We start from the raw sequence: 20,136 nt of genomic DNA on the forward strand, positions 1-20,136 counted from the left end.
TAAGAGCACCGCTTCTCTGCAACCGTCAGGGCTTTGAACTCAATCAGGACCTCTCAGAAGCTATTATAGGCGGCGGCTGTGGTCAGCGCCTGCACCCGTCAAGTCAGCCCCTCAATCCCAGGGGCAAAGTGGAGGATAGGATGGGGGGCGCTATTCCCGCCCAACGGCGATGCAGCGTCGTTGCCAGGACCGCCAAGGCATCGGCATCTACCTCCCGCCAGGGGTCGGGCTGGGCAGGGTGGTAGTCAAGTAGCCAGCGCTGGCGCAGCGCAGCACCTAGCCCAGCACGACCGCTAGCCAGCCCCGTCAGCAGACCCACTAAGGCAATCGCCGTCGCCGACCATTCTCGATGACGAGCCAGTCCTAAGGCGATCGCAAACTGCCCCTGGCTCTGGACCACTAGGTTAAGGGCCTGTGCTACAAGGCCAGCGTCATCCCAAGAGCTTGTTGCACCGGGCAGAACGCGGGCTAGAGCACTGAGGCTGTGAGCGGCTCCCATCTGTTGGCACAGGACGGCAAACATCTGCTCGCAGGCCACCGCCGCCGTTGGGCACAGCTCCAGCTCTTCTACCCAACGATGTACCGCGCCCCGGTGGTGGCCATGGACATCGGCCATTACCCACAGATAGGGTAGGGCGTTAATCACCACCGCCGGGCTGGTCAGCGACTGAAAATGGGTTTGCCAGCGCTGCGACAGCAGCCGCTCTCCCCTAGCGCAGACGGCGGTCGCTTGTAGCAGGCCCTCCTGCCACCCCAAATCTTCGGTGACACTGGGACGAGGAGCGCTGCGATCGCTAATCACTACAGCTTCCAGGGCCGCCATCAGGCGATCGTATTGTGAACCGGCTTGAATCATCCCCATGAAGACCCTGTTGAATTTTGAGGGGTGTAGTAGTCTATTTGCTGACAGCAATCCTATAATGCTTGCTGTCAAGCCCTTGGGGTTCTCTTGCGTTCTGTTACCCTGCCTGGAGCCAAGTCTATGTTCCGCGTCTCCCCTTTTATACAACGGATGACTCCAGGGGGGGCCAGCCAGCGCGTCTGGGGAGCAGTCGCTGCGATTCCCTTTTGGGGAGGCTGCGCCATTGCCCTCGGCGTAAGCCTAACCGCTTCCGTCACCTGGGCTCAAGCCCCAGCTGAGGAAAAGCCCCCGGCTAGCCAACCCGCTACACCCACGGTGAGCGGCGGTCGCATTGTCCGGCCTACCCTCCAGCTGGGCAGCCAGGGAGAGTCGGTACGAGAACTACAGTCCATGCTGATACTGCTAGGCTACTACCCCGGCCCGGTAACTGGCGTCTACCAAGAAGACACCGCCGCCGCCGCCCGACGGTTTCAAACCGCTGCGAGCGTCACCGCCGATGGCATTGTTGGTCCCGCCACCTGGAGTCGCCTATTCCCGACCCCGCCAGGAGAGGCCAACCCACCAACAGCCACGGCCCCTAGCAGTACAACCCCACCAGCAACCACTCCCTCGGCTACGGCTCCTGGCAGTACAACCCCACCGGCAACTACTCCCCCAGCCACGACCACTCCCGCAACCCCTAGCAGCGGTACCCCAGCCGCTCTCCCTGTGCTGCGCCCTGGCATGGAAGGAGACGCCGTGCGGCAGCTCCAGCAGCGCCTGCGCACCAAGAAATTTTACAACGGTACCGTCGATGGGGTGTTCGGCAGCCAAACCGAGGCTGCCGTGCGTGCTGCCCAGGCCGCCAATAACCTAACCGTAGACGGCATTGTTGGCCCAGCCACGTGGCGAGCGCTCAATTAAATAGTGCTGTAGAGTTACAGTCGAGCCTGAACCTGCTACAGCAGGCTCAGGGTAACGGTCAGCGGTCCTAATTCTTAACCAGGTCATGGTGGGCCAGCGCTAAAACGGCTGCATCTAAGGCATAGTTGTCTACCGCAAACGGCCACTAAAAAGCCGCCGAAAACGTAAATTCCTCGGCGGCTTAAGCGTAGTGCTGGCAGGCGCAATATTAGTCTGGTTGAACGAACCAGTCATTTAAAGTATTGGCCGACTCAGGCAGCGTAGCGCTGGCGTAGGTGAAATAGGGAATATCTAGAGCTTCCATAGTGGACATCTGCTGGCCAGCATGATCCATATAGATCATGTAGTTACCCATCAGGAAGTAGACCCCCATCAAGGCAGCAGCAGAAGATGCTACTAAGAAGCCCGCCAACATCAGGGAAAATTCCTGACCTTTGACGGCCTGCTCCATGAGGCGGAGCGCCCAAGCCACCAAAGCAATAACAATAGTCAGGATGAGCAGCAGCATGGAACAATAACTGTTGTAACGATATGAATAGTCAGATTAATGACTGAGTCTATATGTTACACATCGTAACAGGCATTCATAAAACTGGCGTAGCATCCACAGAATGTCTTTAGGTTTGCCTGGTAAAGGGAGAAGACTAAGTCAAACGCACGGGTACCTGGCGATCGCGCAAATGCTCCTTCACCTGCTGCACCGTCAGCTGCCCGTAGTGTAGCAGCGAGGCCAGCAGGGCCGCTTCGGCTTTCCCCTCGGTAAGAGCCTGGTGAATGTGGTCGCAGTTACCGGCCCCACCCGAGGCAATTACCGGCACCGGTACGCGATCGGCAATAGCGCGAGTGAGATCGAGGTCGTAACCCGCCTGGGTACCATCGGCATCCATGCTAGTAACCAACAATTCGCCTGCTCCTTGGCTGACGACTTCCTCAGCCCAAGCTAAGGCATCAAGCCCTGTATTCTCGCGACCGCCGCGCACATAGACATCCCAACCGGGATTGCTGGAATCAAGGCGGCGGCGGGCGTCGATCGCCACCACAATGCACTGGGCGCCGAAGCGATCGCTGGCCTCTTTGATCAGCTCAGGCCGCTTCACCGCCGCCGAGTTAATGCTGACTTTGTCGGCTCCGGCCCGTAACAATTTTTTAATGGTCTCTAAGGATTGTACGCCCCCACCCACCGTGAGAGGAATGAACACCTGCTCCGCCGTGCGGTAAACCACGTCATAGATGATGTCGCGGTCCTCGTGGGTGGCGGTGATGTCGAGAAACACCAGTTCATCGGCTCCCGCTTGGTTATAGGCCTGGGCTAGCTCCACCGGATCGCCCGCATCGCGCAGGTCGACAAAGTTGACCCCTTTTACCACCCGGCCGGCTTTCACATCGAGACAGGGCACAATCCGTTTGGCCAGCATTGCGTTCTCCTTGCCCTAATGGCAAATTAACCCATTCCCCGGTTCCACAATAGAGGATTATGACGATCATCAGGGGTCAAGACGCTGATACACTGTCTCTTGGTTTATCGTTGGAAACGCAGTTGGAGCCCTTATTGAGCATGGCTTTAGAGATTGGCCAGAAGGTGAAAGTATCCCGTCTTCGCGATCGGGTTTCTAAGAATGTGGCAGCTTACCTCGGCAAGCGCGGCGTCGTGAGCCAATTCAAAATGGTGGACGGCAGCGACGTTGGCGTCGTGGTCGAGTTTGAGGATAGCTACACCACCTGGTTCTTTGAAGATGAGCTGTCTGCAGTTCAGTAGTGGGCAGCTGCGCTGAGGCGGCTTTTACGGCTGCTACGCTCCTTGAATAATACCGTTTGCCCCCTTGCTCAAGGGGGCAGGCGCTAGGCTTCTAAATGTGGGGTTCTGAAAGCGAAAAGGGGAAAATCTGAAGCCAATCTCCTCTTTTGGAGAGATTCCACAGCTATCAGGCCCCGAGATGATCGGTATTGATTCCCTTGGTTTTGACTTGGATGCAGAGCAGTTTTGCTTCAACGCATCCTTGGCAATCAGGGGAGCAGCGACGACCTGACTAACGCAAAGGCCCCGTTTTTCTATGGCATTAATTCTCACCTACTTGGGTAAGGGCGGCAGCGGCAGTACGACTGTAGCCATTGCCGCCGCAAAACAGCGGGCGCGGTCTGGACAGCGGGTGCTGCTGGCCATTCAAGATGTGACGCCAGCACCGGCGCTGCTGTTGGAACAGGCTCTAAGCGTGGAACCCCAGGAGCTAAAGTCCAACCTGTGGGTCATGCAGTTTCAAAGCGCAGCGCTGCTAGAGCAAAGCTGGGATGAGGTTAAAGCCCTGGAATCTCAGTATCTGCGCACGCCCTTTCTCAAGGCGGTCTATGGTCAAGAGCTGGGAGTGATGCCGGGCATGGATAGTGCCCTGGCTCTAAACACCCTGCGGCAGCTCAATGCCAGCGATCGCTACGACGTGATCATTTACGACGGCAGCGACGCCCTGGCGACCCTGCGCATGCTGGGCATGCCCGAAATTTTGGATTGGTATCTGCGGCGGTTTCGCGGTGTGTTTCAGCAGTCCGATGTAGGGCGGGTGCTGTCGCCCTTTTTGCAGCCCATGGCCGCAGCGGTGCTCGCTGTTGACTGGTCAGGGGATGTGCTCGATCAGCCCACTGGACAGGTGCGATCGCAGCTTGAAGAAGGTCGCCAAGCAGTGACCGATCCGAGTCGCATGGCAGCTTTCTTAGTCACGACGCCCACCCCTGGGTCGGTGGCGACGGCCCGCTACCTGTGGGGCAGCGCTCAGCAGATTGGCCTTACCGTAGGCGGCGTGGTGGTGAATGGCGGCGACCTGGGCGATGAGCAGGCCGCAGCCTTTGCCCCCCTGCCCCAGGTGGCGCTGCCCTCGGTAGTCGATCAGGGCTGGGAAAGCGCGATCGCCGCCCTGCCCGACCCGGCTCAGTGGGCGACATCGGCACCACGCCCGGTCAGCGTAGATGCGGCGGCCAAGACCGTGAGACTCTTCCTACCCAGCTTCGACAAAACCCAGGTCAAGCTCACCCAGTATGGCCCCGAGGTCACCATCGAAGCGGGCGATCAGCGGCGCAACCTGCTGCTGCCCCCTACCCTCCAGGGCAAAGCGGTGGCCGGAGCCAAGTTTCAAGACCAGCACCTGGTGATTTCCTTTAGCTAGGGCGCTCGCGGCTAAGTGCTCAATGTCACAGGTTCGGAGGAAAATCTCCCCTCCCCTTGATCAGGGTTTGATTCTGACCCGAAAAATGTGGCACCGTGGGTAGTGATCGCGTTCCCCTCATGGGGAGGTTGCGCGATCGCCCTAGTTTTACCTAAGTTCCGATCGACGTTGTATCGACCCGTAGCATTCCATCACCATGGCTGAACCACCGTCCTCCACTCCGGTCAACGACGCTCCAGACCAAACCCCTGCTGCTGAGATTGCTGCTGAAATCGCACCCGAAGCCCAGGGCAATGCCGCCCGCCAGCTCTTGGGTATGAAGGGTGCCAAGTCGGGCGAAACCTCGATCTGGAAGATTCGCCTTCAGCTGATGAAGCCGATCACCTGGATTCCGCTGATTTGGGGCGTGGTGTGCGGGGCGGCCTCCTCGGGCAACTACCGCTGGAGTTTAGAGCACGTGCTGATCGCCGCCGCCTGCATGCTATTTGCGGGGCCGCTGCTGACGGGCTACACCCAAACCCTCAACGATTTCTACGATCGCGACATCGACGCTATCAACGAGCCCTACCGCCCCATCCCCTCGGGGGCAATTTCCATTCCCCAGGTGGTGACCCAAATTCTGGTGCTGCTGGTGGCCGGCATCGCCATTGCCTTTAGCCTCGATCGCTGGGCTGGGCATAGCTTCCCAATCATTACCGCCCTGGCTATTGGTGGCTCGTTCATATCGTATATCTACTCAGCCCCACCGCTGAAACTCAAGCAGAACGGCTGGTTGGGCAACTACGCCCTAGGGGCCAGCTACATCGCGCTGCCCTGGTGGGCGGGCCACGCCCTGTTTGGCACCCTCACCTGGAAGATTGTGGTGCTCACTCTGTTCTACAGTCTGGCGGGCTTGGGCATTGCGGTGGTTAACGACTTTAAGAGCGTGGAGGGCGATCGCCAGATGGGCCTCAAGTCGCTGCCGGTGATGTTTGGCATCACCACTGCCGCCTGGATTTGCGTACTGGCGATCGACATTTTTCAGGGGGGCGTCGCCGCCTACCTGATGGCGATTCACCAGAACCTCTACGCGGTGCTGCTGGTGCTGCTGATCATTCCCCAGATCACCTTCCAAGATATGTATTTTCTGCGCGACCCTCTGGGCAACGACGTCAAATATCAGGCCAGCGCCCAGCCTTTTTTGGTGTTAGGTATGCTGGTAACAGGGCTGGCCTTGGGGCATACGACGCTTTAGGGATCCGCGTAATCACGGCTGTACCCTTGAAGAAATGACCGAAACCCCATACAGTTCACAGAGGATGTGAAAGGCAACGCTGCTATGGCTCGATCTTGGTTAACCCGGCTGCCGTTTCCTTCGAGGAAGTCGTCGCGGCCCTCAGGACGCAGCAGATCTGGGAGCGGTGTGGTCAAGGGTTCGCGAGTCTCTCCTCAGCGGGTGGAGTCTCAACCTGGGCCATCGGGCGAAAAGCCAGAGTCACCGCGTAGCTATCGGCCGCTGTTTTTGCGCCCCCTGTTCTGGGCAGTGCTACTGGCCGGGGCGAGCATAGCCGGAGGCGGCACCCGCGCCTACCGCGTCATTGAGGCGACTAACGCCAACCTACCCGATCCTACTCAAGCCCTCACCTACCAGCGCGACGGCACCATCACCATGACGTCGGCGGACGGGGTGATTTTGCAAAAGCTGGGCCCCGCCTCCCGTGAAACCATCACCTACGACGCCATGCCCAAGCACCTGGTGCAGGCGTTCATTGCTTCGGAAGACCAGCGATTCTACGAGCACAGCGGCGTTGACTACCGGGGCATCGCCCGCGCCGTCTGGGCCAACGTGCGAAACCGCGATCTGGTGGAAGGGGCTAGCACCATTACCCAGCAGCTGGCTCGCATCGTCTTTCTCGACCAAGAGCGAAGCTTTCAGCGCAAGATCAAAGAGGCCATGATGGCCTCCAAGCTTGAAGAGGGCTTGACTAAAGAGCAGATTATTGAGCGCTATCTCAACCTGGTCTATTTGGGCTCTGGAGCCTACGGTGTAGCCGACGCCTCCTGGGTGTACTTCGGCAAAACCATTGACCAGCTCACTGTGGCCGAGGCCGCCATGATTGCCGGTATGGCCCCTGCCCCCAGCCTGTATTCGCCAACGGTGAATGCTGAAGCTGCCAGCAGCCAGCGCAACCGAGTTATTCGCCGCATGTTGGCGACCGGAGCCATCAGTGGCGTCGAAGCCGAAGAAGCGATCACGGCGGAGGTGGAGGTGGCCCCTAACCAGCCTAAGTTTCTCTACAGCGAGTTCCCCTACTTCACGATTTACGTCCAAAAACAGCTAGAGGCGCTGCTGCCCCCCGACCAGCTAGAAGCAGGCGGGTTGACGGTAGAAACCACCCTCAACGTAGTTTGGCAACGCCGGGCTGAGGAAACCGTTGAGGAGGCCGTCGCCAACTACAGCGGTTGGCAGAATGTGGGGCAGGTATCGCTGGTGGCGGTGGATCCTCGCAACGGCGAAATTAAAGCCATGGTGGGGGGCACCGACTTCACCAGTGAAAACCAGTTCAACCGGGTGACCCAGGCGCAGCGACAGCCGGGCTCTACATTTAAGACGTTTGTGTATGCAGCGGCGATCGCCGGGGGCATATCACCCTACAGAAGCTACATGGATGCCCGCTACGTAGTTGACGGCTACGAGCCGAAGAACTACGGCAAAAACTACAGCGGCAGCATGGATTTGCTCCAGGCCCTGCGCAACTCGGTCAACATTGTCGCGGTGAAGCTACTGGTGGATGTGGGCTTTGACCCGGTGGTGAAGCTAGCAGAGCGCATGGGTATTGAGTCACCGCTGCTGCCCGCCTATTCCCTCGCCCTGGGCACCTCTGAGGTCAACCTGCTAGAGCTCACCAGCGCCTATGGCACTCTGGCTAACAAAGGCATTCATCGCCCCGCCCACGGCATTCGCCGAGTGCTGAACAGCAGCGGCGAGGTGATCTACGAGCGCCCTAACGAGTCGGAGCAGGCGATCGATGCCGACAGCGCCGCCATTATGACCTGGATGCTGCGCGGAGTTGTGGAGGGCGGCACCGGCAGCAATGCCTATATAGGGCGGCCAGTCGCGGGCAAGACTGGCACCTCCGAGGAGTATCGTGATTTGTGGTTCGTCGGTTATATTCCCCAGCTGGTGGCTGGCGTGTGGATGGGCAACGATGACAATACCCCCACCAGCGGCGCTAGTAGTATGGCCGCTGGGGTGTGGCGCAATTTTATGGCTAAGCTCACCGACGATATTCCCGTCGAGGAGTTTCCCAGCCTACCTCGGCTGGGTGGGCGTGAGGGCAGCATTACCCTCAGCCCGGTCAAGCCCGGTCGGGTGGTAGCTGAAAACGGCCCGTCGCGATCGTCAGAGGCGGCCTCTAGCTCCGGTGGCGGGGAAAGCCGCCGATCGCGACGGTCAGAAAGTAGTTCTGGCGGTGGCGGTGAACCAGCGGCGGCCCCGGCACCCGCTTCTAACAGAAGCTATAACAGCAGCCCACCAGCAGCACCCGAACCAGCAGCCCCTGTTGTGACAGAAGATCCCCCGGCCCCGGCTCCGGCCCCAGCTCCAGCCCCGGCCCCGGCCCCGCCGGCTCCCGCTCCCCCGGCTCCAGCTCCCGCTCCGGCCCCACCGCCACTTGTGGCACCGCCGCCGCCCCTCGAAGCGCCGCCGCCAGCCGGTGGGGAATAGGCCTTGGGGTAGAGAGTTAGGGTTTAACACAAGCCTACAGACCTCCCAAGGGTCAGACCTGGGGGTGATCCCTGGTAGTAACCTGCCGTCGTAGGATGATACACAACTGATTTTGGAGTTTAGTTAGCTATGTCACTCTATTTTGCGACCGCAGCGACCGCAGGTGAGGCTGGTGCAGGTTCATCTCTTGTGCTGGTGTATGTAGTGGGCTTTATCGCCGCAGTTACCCTTGGCTCCGTCGCCTGGTATAACTCCAAGCGCCCCGCAGGTTGGGAAAACAAAGAGAAGCCTGACTTCGTTCCTACTGTTGATGCAGAGGAAGGCAAAGAGTAGACCATCCGAAACCGCTACAGCTTCGGCCTCACCGTAGGCTAGAGGCATTTGGGATGGCGTTCTAGCGATCGCGCTGCCGTCTGAGCTACGAGCTTGGGCGGCGTTTGTTTTAACTTTTTTGTTGCGGCCTGTCTTTGGTAGGGCAAGTCATCAGCTAGACAATATTAATCAACCACCCGTAGTCGTCCCTGACGAATCGCATCAAACACCCGCTGGGCCGTCGCATGGTCTTGATTGCTCAGAGTGGGTTGGCTGAGCAGAATCTCCATCAACTCTCGCTGCACTTGGCGACTTATGCGGCGTTCGGCAAAGATTTGATCGACGAGAGCTTTAAGCGACTGGCTAGTGGTTTGAGGCATAGTGACGACCCGAGCTATTGAGGCTATACCCAATATCACCTGTAACTCTCAATTAAAGAGTGATACAGCCTTTTGCCAAGCATGATCCTAAGCTGGTCAAACGGTGATAGAAAGCAGCTCTGGTTGTGGTTTAAATCACCACAAAACAGCTTCTATGCAGTAAGCGAGCCACTGCTGAATTGAGCGACACAAATTAATCAAACCCAATGAGGTGAGCGGCCTGACTATTGCATTTCCTCTATAGAAGCTCAAACCTCCCAGCAGGTTCCCCAGACCGGCAGGTCGATTGTGGCCCTAGATTTTCTGGCGCTGGCGATCGCCCCAATAGCGCACATATTCAGCTATTCCGGCCAGCAGAGCTGAGCCCAAAATTAGCATCACGCTCAGGGCATTGATGTCGGGCTTGACGCCAGTGCGTACCCGGCTAAAGATCTCAATGGGCAGAGGGTTAGCACCGCCCCCAGCGGTAAAGCTAGAGATCAGCAGGTCATCCATGCTGAGCACAAAGGCCAATAGACAGCCCGCCAAAATACCGGGTGCTAGCTGGGGTAGCAGCACTTTGAGCATCGCCTGGGTATGGGTTGCCCCCAGATCTAGGGCAGCTTCTTCGAGGTTGGGGTCGAGGCGCTGGATGCGGCTAGACACCACCACCGCAATGTAGGCCAGGCAAAATACCATATGCGCGGCGATGATGGTGCCCAGGCTGAGGGGCACCGCTACCGATGCCAAAAAAACTAGGGTTGCCACCGCGATCGCAATATCAGGAATAATCAGCGGCAGATACGACATGCCCCGATATAGCCCTTTGCCTGGGAACCAGTGGCGGGCTAGGCCAATCGCCATTAGCGTGCCCAGCACCGCCGAAATGGCCACTGCTACGATCGCGATGATCAGACTATCTTGCAGGGCGGCCAGCAGGCGGCGATCGCTAAACAGCGCTCGGTACCACCGCAGGCTAAAGCCTCCCCAGCTGGCGCTGTAGCGCGAGTCGCTAAAGCTGTACGCCCCCAGCACAATGATCGGGAAGTACATGAAGGCGTACATCAGCGCGGTGAAGAGGCTGGGCCAGGTGACGGAGCGGGAGGGCATGGGGAGGGGGATGGGTGGGAGGGTAGGAGGGTGGATGGGTAGGGGGCGAGCTTAGGTTTCAGCGACGGTGTTGCGATCGCCGTAGCGGATGAGGAGGGCGATCGCCAGACTGACCGCCAAGATCAGCACCATGCTGAGGGCTGAGCCAAATCCCCAAGCGCGGGTAGGACCAAGAAACTGGTTGTAGATGAGCCGCGAAATATTCATTGATGAGGCGCCCCCAAGCAGTGTAGGCACCACAAAATCGCTGAGGGTGCTGATGAACACCAGCAGACTGGCGGCGGCGATGCCGGGTAGGGTTTGGGGTACGGTAATTTTCCAAAAGCTTTGGCGGGGGGTGGCCCCCAGGTCAGCGGCTGCCTCTAATAAGCGGGTGTCGAGCTTCTCAAGTGATGCGTAGAGAATCAGCACCATATAGGGCAAAAAGCTGTAGGTCAGGCCAATAAACACCGCCGTAGGCGTGTTTAGCCAATTTTGGGCGGGTAGCCCGATCGCCGTCAGCATCGCGTTAAGCACGCCGCTAGGGCGCAGAATGGTCGTCCAGGCGTAGGCCCGCAGCAGCGACGAGGTCCACAGGGGCAGAATAAAGGCTACCAACAGCAGGTTGCGCCAGCGCTGGGGCGACATCAGCGCCAGCCAGTAGGCCACCGGAAACCCCAGCAGTAGGCACAGCGCCGTGGAGCCCACCGCAAACGCCACCGATCGCCCGATCACTCGCAGATATACCGGCTGCAAAATTTGCAGGTAGTTGCCTAGACCATAACCGCCGCTGGGCTGCCCCAACCGCAGCCCCGGCACTAGGCTGATCTCAAGAATTAGCAAGGTGGGCAGCACCAGCAGCACCAGTAACCACACCCCCGCTGGCCCCAGCAGTGCCACCGGCCCCAGCCAGCGCCGAGGAGCGAAGCGATCGGCCCAGGTTACAGCGGGAGTCGGTGAAGGGGCAGGGGTCATAGGGGAATGGGGATAGATGGGTTAGGGAGTGGATGGGCAGGGAATGAATGGGTAGAGATAGGGCATTCGAACTGCTACTGCTTCGTTCATCATTTATTTAACCCACCCATCCACCCATCTACCCATCTACCCATCCACTTACCTACCCATCTACCCCTCAAGCGCTGGTCACTTCAGTCCAAAATTGGTCAAAGAGATCGGTGCTGGCGGTATTGACAGCCACAATGCCTTCGCTCTTAGCCAAAATCTCATCGGAGGGGTACAGGTCAGCGTTGTTTTGAATTTCGGCAGGCAGCAGGTCAAAGGCAGCCTGGTTAGCGGTGGCAAAGAACAAGCGCTCCACGGCGGCACTGGCCACCTCTGGCTCCAGCAGGAAGTTAATCCACTGGTAGGCGGCATCAACGTTGGGAGCGGTGGCGGGGATAGCCAGGGTATCGGTCCACAGCGACGCCCCGCTGGCGGGAATGATGTACTGCATACGGTCATCTTCGAGGGTGAGGGCGATCGCATCGCTGGAGTAGGCCATCGACACACTCAGGTCACCACTGAGCAACTCATTCTCAAAGCCTGTGGTCTTAAAGGCAGCGATATGGGGTCTCAGCTCTAGCAGACGGTTGTAAGCCGCTTCAATCTCCGCTAGATTGTTGGAGTTGTAGGAGTAGCCCAGCGATTTGAGGGTGGCTCCTAGGGTTTCGCGCATATCGTCCAACATGGTGATGCGGCGGGAGAGCTTGGCCTGGTTATCCCAAAGAAAGTCCCAGTCGGTGGGTTCGCCGGGGGAGGCCTCACGGTTGTAGAGCAGACCTGTGGTGCCCCAGCAGAAAGGCACACTGTGAGCGTTGTTGGGGTCGTAGGCGGGGTTGCTCCACTGTGCTCTAAGGTTTTCTAATCCGGTGAGGCGACTTTGATCGAGTTCGGTGAGCAGGTCTAGCTCCAGCATTTCCGACACCATGTAGTCGGAGGGATAGATGATGCTGTAGGCGTCGCCGCCCCCCGCTTGCAGGCGGGTGAGCATGACCTCATTAGAATCGTAAATATCGACCACCACCGGAATGCCTGTGCGTTCGGTAAAGGCTTGGGCCAGGCCATCATCGGTGTAGTTGGCCCAGGTGTAAATGTGCAGAGTGCCGTCGTTTGCGCCCCCGCCCGCCGGTGGCCCCGCCAGGTTTTGGCGACAGTTGGTCGCCGCTAGGCTTGCCATGACCGCTGCTGACCCCTGCAAAAACCGCCGCCGGCTCACGGCAGAAAGGCGCGAGAAGGAGGGAGTTTGTAGTCGCGTTCCAGGCACAGGCATTCTCCGGGAGGCTAGGGGGCTAGGAATAGCAGTGGTCGACGCCGACTTTAGCACTCAGAGGGAGCGACCTTATCTTTAGCTTCTAAGTATATGGCGATCAGCCCGGGGTAACGCGCGCGCTGCGATCGCCTGCCTAGATCAACATGTCCTCAGGCTGGGTCGAGCACTAGGCAATCGTCGGCAGCCCAGTGCACATACACAGCAGCATCGACGCCCAGCGATTCGGCCCGGTTGGGCTGGCGCACCATCAGGGTCTCGCCTGAGCCCAATCGCACCACGCAGTGCAGGTGCGTACCGAGGTACATCAGATGGGTGATGTGTCCCTGGTAGCAGTTGTTGGCGGTGGCCGGCGCGCTGAGACTGAGGTTGATTTTTTCGGGTCGCACGCTCACAACCACGGTCTGGGCATCGCTGCTGCCGGCCGAGCAGGCCAGCACTCGCAAACCACTGTCAGTGGTGACCTGCACCTGGCTGGGGTAGGTCTGATCGATGCGCCCGGACAGCAGATTGGTATCGCCAATAAAATCAGCAACAAAGGCGGTGCGAGGACGATCATAGATATCGCTGGGGGTGCCGATTTGCTCGATCTGGCCATTGTTCATCACGGCGATGCGGTCAGAGAGCGACAGGGCCTCCTCTTGGTCATGGGTGACCATAATAAAGGAAATGCCCAGCTGACGGTGCAGGTTGGCTAGCTCGACCTGCATCTGCTTGCGCAGCTTTTGATCTAAAGCGCCGAGGGGCTCATCGAGCAGCATCACCGCTGGATGGTTAACCAAGGCGCGGGCCAGGGCCACCCGCTGCTGCTGCCCACCAGAAAGCTGGGCGGGATAACGGGCAGCCATAGATTCCATACGCACCAGGCGCAGGGCTTCGGCAACGCGATCGCGCACTTGGAGCGACCCCATGCGACGAATTTTGAGGCCAAAGGCAATGTTGTCTTTAACCGTCATATGGTCAAAGAGAGCATAGCTTTGAAAGACAGTATTAACAGGGCGACGGTGGGCGGGCACCGTGCTCACATTGGCCCCCTGAATCAGGACATCGCCAGCGGTGGGAGTTTCAAAACCTGCGATTAGACGCAGGGTTGTGGTTTTGCCGCAGCCTGAAGGGCCCAAGATACTAAAGAATTCGCCCTGGTGCACCGTCAGGTCGAGGTCGCGCACGGCTACCTCTGTTCCAAAGGCCTTAACTACCCGCCGCAACTCAACATCTGCCTGGGTTGCTGGTGTCGCCGTCACCGCCGCAGAACGCACCGTCTGAGCCATAGCCATGTCTCCTGGGTTCACCCCAACTGTAGCGATCGCCCCTGGTATAGACAAATCGCTCCGATCACAACCACCGCCCTAGTTCAGACCGAGGCCAGAGCAGCACTGCCTCTACTTTACCCACCTTGGCGATCGCCAACGCATCCTGCCCCAAAAAAGCCATTATTCCGCGTCTTAGCCGCCAAAAATACGGCATCGACAAGTCAGCAAAACGTTACCATGGCACCAAATAGTGCTCGGGAGTACAGTTATGCCCGCGAAACCTGACCATTCGCCGCTTCAGCGCCGTCGGTCTACCCTAGCAAGGTGGGCCATGGCGATCGCCGCTGGGGTTGCGATCGTCGGCTGCCGGCCCAACTCCTCACCCCAGAACGAAGCTATCAACCCTGCTCCAGCAGCTCCTACCGACTCTGCCCCTGAGCCCGCCGCACAGCCCACCGAGCCGCCAACAGCTACTCCAGCCGCCCCGGCAACTACGCCTACCGCCACTCTGCCTAACTCCCTCATCAAAGAGTGGCAGCCCCTCAGCGACGTACTGCTCGCCTTTGGCCCCATGACTCTAACCCCCGACCAAGTGCAGTGGGGCAGCGGCCAAACCAGCCCCTACACTTTAGTCAGCACCGAAGACGGCTACTTGCTGGAGTTGGGGGCCAACCCCAGCTTTTACGACACCCAAAACCGCTACATCAAGCTCATTCCTAAGGCCGACGCCAACGCAGCCAACTCCATTGAGGTCGCCTTTTACACCAACGCGGACCAACTTCAGAGCGACGAATACGTTATGTACGGCGGCTACTTTGCCGAGTAGGCACTCAGCCCTGTTGCAAATCGACGACTCTGAGGACATAAGCCATTACCACCGATAAAACGGAGGCAGCGCGATGGCTATGGACCATTACGATCGAGGGTGATGCAGGATGGCTTAACTTGGCGAGCGCTATAGAAGCAGAGAAAAAATTGGGGCAAAAGCGACAATAAGTGCTTCTGCCCCTTTAATTAACCGTCTTCTTTACAAAAGAACCGTGAACCTTAACCCACCGAAATAGTCATTCCTCGGGAAGAAACCAGCTTATTCTTCCTGACGACCTCGATTTTCTAGAATCTCTTGCACAGACTCACTGGGGGTGTACTGATACCCAAAGGTCGACTGATCCGAGTCGTCTAATATTTGCGGCGTCAGTAGCACAATTAGTTCTCGCCGCTGGTTATCGGTTACCGTGCTGCGGAACAGCGCTCCCAAAATGGGAATATCGCCCAAAATGGGAATTTTGTTGACGCTATTGCGCTCCGACTCTTGGATAATGCCGGAAAGCAGCAGGGTTTGACCATCGCGAATTCGCACCTGACCAGAGCTAATTTGGCGCTCTGATAGCAGGAAGAACGTACCCGCGTCACTGGTAAAGCTGTCGGTTGGTGCCGAGATACTAGGCGCTACCGAGAGCGACACAAAGCCATTGTCATCGATGCGATCGACGTCAATTTGCAGAATCAAGCCGGCCGGCTCAGTTTCAATATCCAAGGTGGTCAGGGTTCCCGTCTCGGTCACCTCGATGGTTTGCGTCAGCTCAGTTACCACATCCTGAGTTAGCTGAACCGTAGCCGTCTGGCCCTCTTGCACAATCAAAGTGGGGTCAGTAATAATCTTGCCGTTGCCGTTTTGCACCGTTCCCAGCAGCTGAGCCAAGAAGTTGCCGGAGGTGGCATTGGTACCGGGGCCACCTAACGTACGTGGCAGGATAGGTGTGCCCGTGGGGGTTGCCTGGCTTGCAGGGTTGGGAGTACCACCATCGCCAATATTGAGAATACCGAGACCGCCAGAGCTGAGTACCCCAAACAGCCCGTTCTGGAACGAGAAGCTGGTGCCAAAGGCATCGAGGGAGTTGAGATCGATATCAATGACTCTGACGTTGACCGCAACCTGCCGTCTACGCAGGTCAATGCGGGTGAGCTGCTCGGTGGCAATAGCGATCAGATCAGCCCGGCCAACGAGCGTCACTGAGTTAGTGCGCTCGTCAGCAACTACCTGCAACCCGCGAAGAATTCCTTGGCTATCTTCATAGTCAACTCGGCTCACCTCAATCTGATCAACCGTTGAAGTCTGGGTTTCCGTAATTGGGGGGGTTCCCTCTGCAACGGTCACAGCATTGACGTTAGTGACTAGGCGCTCTCGGCTGACGGCGCTCTCCGCACCTAGGGCTACCAGAAAGTTGGTGGCCACAGTGGCGTCAACTTGATTCAGCCGTAGGGTTCTAGCAGAGACATTCTGAGCTGAAACTGGCAGAGTGGGGCCAACATAGACACTGCGGCCTACTCGGTTAGCCTGCAAGCCAGTGACTCGCAGAACGTGGTTAAACACATCCTGCACAGACTCATTTTCAATATCTAGACTGACGGGCGGACCATCGGCGCTGGCCCCTTCTGCCCCAGCCTCAGCTCCTCCTCCGGCGGGAGTAAACACTAGGTTGAGTCCTGCAGCCCGAGCCAGAAGCGACAAAACCTCGCGGGCTGGGGCATCCCGCAGCAGCAGCTTGGGAATCCGCTCGTTGCTACCTAAGTTGATGTTGTTGAAGGAGGGCACTCCCTCCGCTACAGCAATGTCGCCAATTGGCGGCGCTACAGCACGGGGCAAAAAGGGAGGTGTTTGCTGCACCTGGGGACGAGGCACGGGGGCACCGTCGATGGTGACTTCAGGGTTGGGTACCAGCACATCGGGGCTGGCTGGGGTCGGCACCTCTGGGGCGGCTTCGGGAGCCGGCTCTGGGGCAGCTTCAGGAGATGGCTCTGGAGCGGCTTGGGCCACAGCGGGGGGAGCAGCCGGAGCAGGCACAGTCTCGATCTCAGCAGGCACTGGGGTAGGGGCTTGGGCGGTCTCGCCATCGTTGCGGATCGATAGCACTACCTGATTATCGCTGGATTCTACTGCCCCAGTGGGGGGCTGGCTGGTGCCACTAACGGTGATGCGAACGCTGTTGGCATCGAGGGGAACCACGGATACCTGACTGATGCCGGGGGCAGGGTTAGCCTGGTTGAAGCTGCCTCCATCGGGCAGGTTGAGCTGAGCACGGGTAATATCGGCCTGCAGGGTATTGCCCTGACTGACTGTAAAAACGCTGCTGTTATCGCCTCCCTGGGTTTCAAAAACCAGGTCTAATCCCGTGGCGGTGGGGTTTAGGCGGACGTTAGTAATGCTGGTTACTGAGGCCAGGCCAGGCTGGGCAGCTAGGGCAACGAGGGTGCTGCCAAGCAAAAATGGTTGCAGGTTCATTAGACGGTTCACGGTTCACTCCTCCATCACAGATGCGGCTGGGCCGCGCGGGGTTTGACTGGGCTAGGTGGGTAGATTAGGCCACTGGGGTAGCAGTAGCAACGGGGCTGGAAAGGTTGGGTTTAGCCGCCTTCAGGTGGAGGCGCACCTTCGACGGGGGCTGCACCCTCGGCGGGGGCAGGCGGCGGTGGTGGCTCGGGCGGTACGCTCGGGTCGCCGACGGGCACGAGCACTTCGAGGGTGTAGTCGGTGAGCAGCAGTCGGCTAATGCCTAGGAGCTCCTCTTCGGTGGTATCAGCCGGCGGCGGCGCAATACTCTGCTGCACATCTTTAATGATGATCAGCGGCTCTAAGCGCTCAATATTGCGCATGATGCTGAGCGTCTGGGGAAACAACGCCTGCATCGATACATCGACGGTGACGCGCTCTAGCTTGCCGTTGAGCTCTGGGCCAAGGTCAGTAACCGGCTCCGCCGGGCTGGGATTAAAGCGCAGCAGCTCCGAAGAGAAGAGTTGCTTTTGCACCTGGGGAGTAGCGGCAAACTGGGTCTTGACCCGCTGAATTTGTTCTCGGGTGAGCCCCAGAGCAGCTAGCTGGGCGTTGTCGAGGCGAGCTGAGTCGGCCCGCAGCACATCGGCGATCGCAGCGTTGCTGTTCTGAATCTGCTGATTGATGTCGAGCAGCAGAGTGTCGAGGGTTTGAGCGCCACCCAACAGGCTGTAAACGCCCACCCGCTGCTCCAGGGCCGAGTTTAGTTCAGCCTGTAGCGCAGCGCGGTCTTGAAGACTGGCCCGTTGCTGGTCAACCTGAGCCTGCTTTTGGGCAACTTCACCCTCCAGAGCAGTTTTTTGCTCTACTACAGGCTTGACCACAAAGTTATAGAGGACAAAGGAGCCGATCAACCCCAATACTGCTATGCCAATTCCCTGCACCTTGGGGGTGAGCTCAATACCAAAGGCTGTAGGGTAAGTGGGGCCGACGTCTAAGGCCTGGTCGTCGGCGGGAAGGAAATCACCCGATGCGGTCATTCGATCACTCCTTTTTCTCTCAGGGCCTGAATACGGGTTACTAAACCGACAGTACCCTGGCGCTCTAGCTCATCCACCAGCTGGGAGGCTGGGGTATCAGTAATGTTGGCTCCGATGGTGTAGTCGATCAAAAAGTCAGGATCACCCACGGCAGTGCCTGGGCAGCGGCCCTGGGTTTGGGGGTCGAGCAGAGTGGGTTGCTGCTGGGCCTGACTAATCGCTACAGTCTCGGACTGCAACAGGGGCGATCGCTGTAGTACCAGGGCAAAATCGTTGATCTCGTCGTAGGAACAGGCCACACCGTTGATGGAAATTCCCTCAGACGACTCCGGCACAACGTTGGGATCAGTTGCTTCGGGGGTGGTCGTGGTCTGGCTGAGGCCAACGATTTGAACGCGGGCCGGAGTGCGGGTGCGAATATCTTGCAGCAGCGCCGACCAAGGGAGAATATCGTTGAAGACCGTCACGAAAGCGTTGATTTCAGATCGAATGAGGTCGATCTGCCCCTGAATACCGCTAATCTCCTGGAGCTGACTCTGTAGCTGAGCCGTCTCGGCGTCTAGTTCGGCACTACGAGCCCGAAGCTGGTTGACCTGACTTTTCGTCACCGCCCAGTAGCCCCCCACCAACGCCAAGGGTATCAGCGCCACCGCCAACCCCAAAACTAGCGGTCTGCGATCGCCCGGGGCTACCCCGCCGCCACCCCGAGCTCGGGGTCTGGCCTCAAAGACGCGAACTTCGCGGTCCTTGAGAAAATTAATATCGAGACCGTACATAGCTACACCTCCCGCATGCCAAGACCGATTACCGTTGCCAACCCTGCCCGCTGACTCTCGGGAATATCCTCAGCCACTTCCAACGACAGCGCTGAGATCGGGTCAATTTGGCTGGCAGGCAGACTCAGCCGCTGGGCCAGAAACTCGTCGAGCTGACCAATGGAAGCTCCCGGTCCGGCCAGCAGCAGCTGCGCCACCTCCATGTCTTCGCCCTGGTTGAGGTAGAAGTCGATGGAGCGGCGCAGTTCGTCAGACAGCTCGCCTAGCACCCGCAGCATGGCAGTAGTGCCAGGGTTGGTGTTGCCCATCTGGGGCGCACCCACGGTATCCATCGTTTGAATAGGCACCGTCATGCCCTGGAGCAGCTCCGTGTTGCGGGAGGGAGGTAAATTCATGGCGCGGCTGAGGGCGCTTTGAATTTGAAAAGTGCCAATGGGTACGGTGCGCGAGAAGTGGGGCACCCCGTCAACCACAATGGAGATTTCGGTGTTTTCAAACTCGATATCGACTACGGCGGCGGCCTCCTGGGGCGTAAACTGCCGCAGCTGCTCCCGAATCGTGCGAATCAGGGCAAAGCTGGAGGTCTCAAGCACGTTGAGCGCCAGCCCCGCCTGCTGAAACACTTCAATATATGGATCGGTGAGGTCTTTACGCACCGCTACCAGCAGCACCTGCACCTTCTCAATGCCATCTTCGTCGACAAAATAGCCGAGTTTTTGATAGTCAACATCGGCCTCCTCGCGGGGGAAGGGCAGATAGAGACTGGCCTCTTGGTTGAGCACCATTTCGCGCAGCTCGTCGTCGTCGAGCTCGGCGGGCACAGGAATGACGCGGGTAATCGCCCGCCCTGGAATAGCAGTGGTGGCCTGCCTGACCTTGAGCTTGCTTTCAGCGAGCACCGTTTGAATGGCGTCGGCCATGGCGGCGGTGTCTAAGATTTGGCCTTCCTCGTAAATGCCCTCGGCCAGTTCTACCGAGGCCAAGGCTTCTAATTTAAGCGAGGCTCCCTGCTTTTTTAGGCGGGCCAAATTAACTCTTTCAGGGGTTAGCTCAATGCCAACTCCCCGAGGCTTGCGACTAAAAATGGCTTTGAGACTATCCACGGTAGTATCCGAAAAACAGGTGGGTATATAGAAAACCTGCCCGG

The 20,136-nt window shown here is 58.5% G+C and carries 19 protein-coding genes; 7 read left to right on the forward strand and 12 right to left on the reverse strand.

The annotated features are described in order from the left end of the window. Positions 1-103: 103 nt before the first annotated feature. Complete coding sequence (locus NC979_RS05365; protein ID WP_190518193.1) at positions 104-862, reverse strand: hypothetical protein; 759 nt, start codon at positions 860-862, stop codon at positions 104-106. A 120-nt stretch (positions 863-982) separates the two neighbouring features. On the opposite strand from NC979_RS05365, the gene NC979_RS05370 reads away from it, so the two are divergent. Continuing rightward, positions 983-1,765 (forward strand): peptidoglycan-binding domain-containing protein, encoded by a 783-nt coding sequence (locus tag NC979_RS05370; protein WP_190518194.1) that lies wholly within the window; start codon positions 983-985, stop codon positions 1,763-1,765. Between the two features lie 208 nt (positions 1,766-1,973). Here the strand turns inward: NC979_RS05370 and NC979_RS05375 are convergent, their stop codons facing one another. Together NC979_RS05375 and hisF are read right to left on the reverse strand one after the other, a co-directional pair. Then, positions 1,974-2,273: a hypothetical protein gene (locus NC979_RS05375; RefSeq protein WP_190518196.1), complete on the reverse strand. Its 300-nt coding sequence runs from the start codon at positions 2,271-2,273 to the stop codon at positions 1,974-1,976. Between the two features lie 136 nt (positions 2,274-2,409). Continuing rightward, a complete protein-coding gene (gene hisF / locus NC979_RS05380) occupies positions 2,410-3,180 on the reverse strand; it encodes an imidazole glycerol phosphate synthase subunit HisF (RefSeq protein ID WP_190518198.1) in 771 nt (256 codons plus the stop codon). A 140-nt stretch (positions 3,181-3,320) separates the two neighbouring features. Here hisF and petP point away from each other — a divergent pair, with 140 nt between their 5' ends. The 5 genes from petP (at position 3,321) to psb35 (ending at position 8,956) form a co-directional block, all read left to right on the forward strand. Next, positions 3,321-3,521 carry a cytochrome b6f subunit PetP gene (gene petP, locus NC979_RS05385; protein ID WP_073606570.1) on the forward strand — a complete coding sequence of 67 codons (201 nt, stop codon included), beginning with the start codon at positions 3,321-3,323 and terminating at the stop codon, positions 3,519-3,521. Positions 3,522-3,816: 295 nt separating this feature from the next. Then, positions 3,817-4,917: a Get3/ArsA fold putative tail anchor-mediating ATPase NosAFP gene (locus tag NC979_RS05390; protein ID WP_190518201.1), complete on the forward strand. Its 1,101-nt coding sequence runs from the start codon at positions 3,817-3,819 to the stop codon at positions 4,915-4,917. 196 nt (positions 4,918-5,113) lie between these two features. Then, positions 5,114-6,151, forward strand: coding sequence for a chlorophyll synthase ChlG (chlG, locus tag NC979_RS05395; RefSeq protein WP_190518203.1), 1,038 nt, complete (start codon positions 5,114-5,116; stop codon positions 6,149-6,151). A gap of 168 nt (positions 6,152-6,319) precedes the next feature. Continuing rightward, positions 6,320-8,623, forward strand: a complete 2,304-nt coding sequence (locus NC979_RS05400; protein WP_347403922.1) for a transglycosylase domain-containing protein — start codon at positions 6,320-6,322, stop codon at positions 8,621-8,623. 129 nt (positions 8,624-8,752) lie between these two features. Continuing rightward, entirely contained in the window at positions 8,753-8,956 is a 204-nt protein-coding gene (gene psb35, locus NC979_RS05405) for a photosystem II assembly protein Psb35 (RefSeq protein WP_190518208.1), read from the forward strand. A gap of 164 nt (positions 8,957-9,120) precedes the next feature. On the opposite strand, the gene NC979_RS05410 is transcribed toward psb35, so the two are convergent. From NC979_RS05410 to NC979_RS05430, 5 genes are all read right to left on the reverse strand, one after another. Beyond that, positions 9,121-9,315 (reverse strand): hypothetical protein, encoded by a 195-nt coding sequence (locus NC979_RS05410; protein ID WP_190518210.1) that lies wholly within the window; start codon positions 9,313-9,315, stop codon positions 9,121-9,123. A gap of 294 nt (positions 9,316-9,609) precedes the next feature. Continuing rightward, a complete protein-coding gene (locus NC979_RS05415; RefSeq protein ID WP_190518212.1) occupies positions 9,610-10,404 on the reverse strand; it encodes an ABC transporter permease in 795 nt (264 codons plus the stop codon). Between the two features lie 51 nt (positions 10,405-10,455). After that, positions 10,456-11,358 (reverse strand): ABC transporter permease, encoded by a 903-nt coding sequence (locus NC979_RS05420; RefSeq protein ID WP_190518214.1) that lies wholly within the window; start codon positions 11,356-11,358, stop codon positions 10,456-10,458. 157 nt (positions 11,359-11,515) lie between these two features. Then, positions 11,516-12,652, reverse strand: a complete 1,137-nt coding sequence (locus NC979_RS05425) for a polyamine ABC transporter substrate-binding protein (protein WP_190518216.1) — start codon at positions 12,650-12,652, stop codon at positions 11,516-11,518. A 149-nt stretch (positions 12,653-12,801) separates the two neighbouring features. Beyond that, complete coding sequence (locus NC979_RS05430) at positions 12,802-13,920, reverse strand: ABC transporter ATP-binding protein (RefSeq protein ID WP_190518218.1); 1,119 nt, start codon at positions 13,918-13,920, stop codon at positions 12,802-12,804. 250 nt (positions 13,921-14,170) lie between these two features. Between NC979_RS05430 and NC979_RS05435 the strand changes: the two genes are divergently transcribed. Further along, a complete protein-coding gene (locus tag NC979_RS05435; RefSeq protein ID WP_190518220.1) occupies positions 14,171-14,728 on the forward strand; it encodes a hypothetical protein in 558 nt (185 codons plus the stop codon). Positions 14,729-14,989: 261 nt separating this feature from the next. Here the strand turns inward: NC979_RS05435 and NC979_RS05440 are convergent, their stop codons facing one another. From NC979_RS05440 to pilM, 4 genes are all read right to left on the reverse strand, one after another. Beyond that, complete coding sequence (locus tag NC979_RS05440) at positions 14,990-17,197, reverse strand: AMIN domain-containing protein (protein WP_347403923.1); 2,208 nt, start codon at positions 17,195-17,197, stop codon at positions 14,990-14,992. Positions 17,198-17,307: 110 nt separating this feature from the next. Then, complete coding sequence (locus NC979_RS05445) at positions 17,308-18,213, reverse strand: hypothetical protein (protein WP_190518222.1); 906 nt, start codon at positions 18,211-18,213, stop codon at positions 17,308-17,310. Next, the gene (locus tag NC979_RS05450) at positions 18,210-18,989 is read right to left on the reverse strand and encodes a PilN domain-containing protein (protein ID WP_190518224.1); all 780 of its coding nucleotides are present in this window, start codon (positions 18,987-18,989) and stop codon (positions 18,210-18,212) included. The genes NC979_RS05445 and NC979_RS05450 overlap by 4 nt, the downstream gene beginning before the upstream one ends. A gap of 2 nt (positions 18,990-18,991) precedes the next feature. Then, complete coding sequence (gene pilM, locus NC979_RS05455) at positions 18,992-20,092, reverse strand: type IV pilus assembly protein PilM (protein ID WP_190518226.1); 1,101 nt, start codon at positions 20,090-20,092, stop codon at positions 18,992-18,994. Between the last annotated feature and the right edge of the window lie 44 nt (positions 20,093-20,136).

The sequence above is a fragment of the Leptolyngbya subtilissima AS-A7 genome, assembly GCF_039962255.1.
GTDB lineage: Bacteria > Cyanobacteriota > Cyanobacteriia > Phormidesmidales > Phormidesmidaceae > Nodosilinea.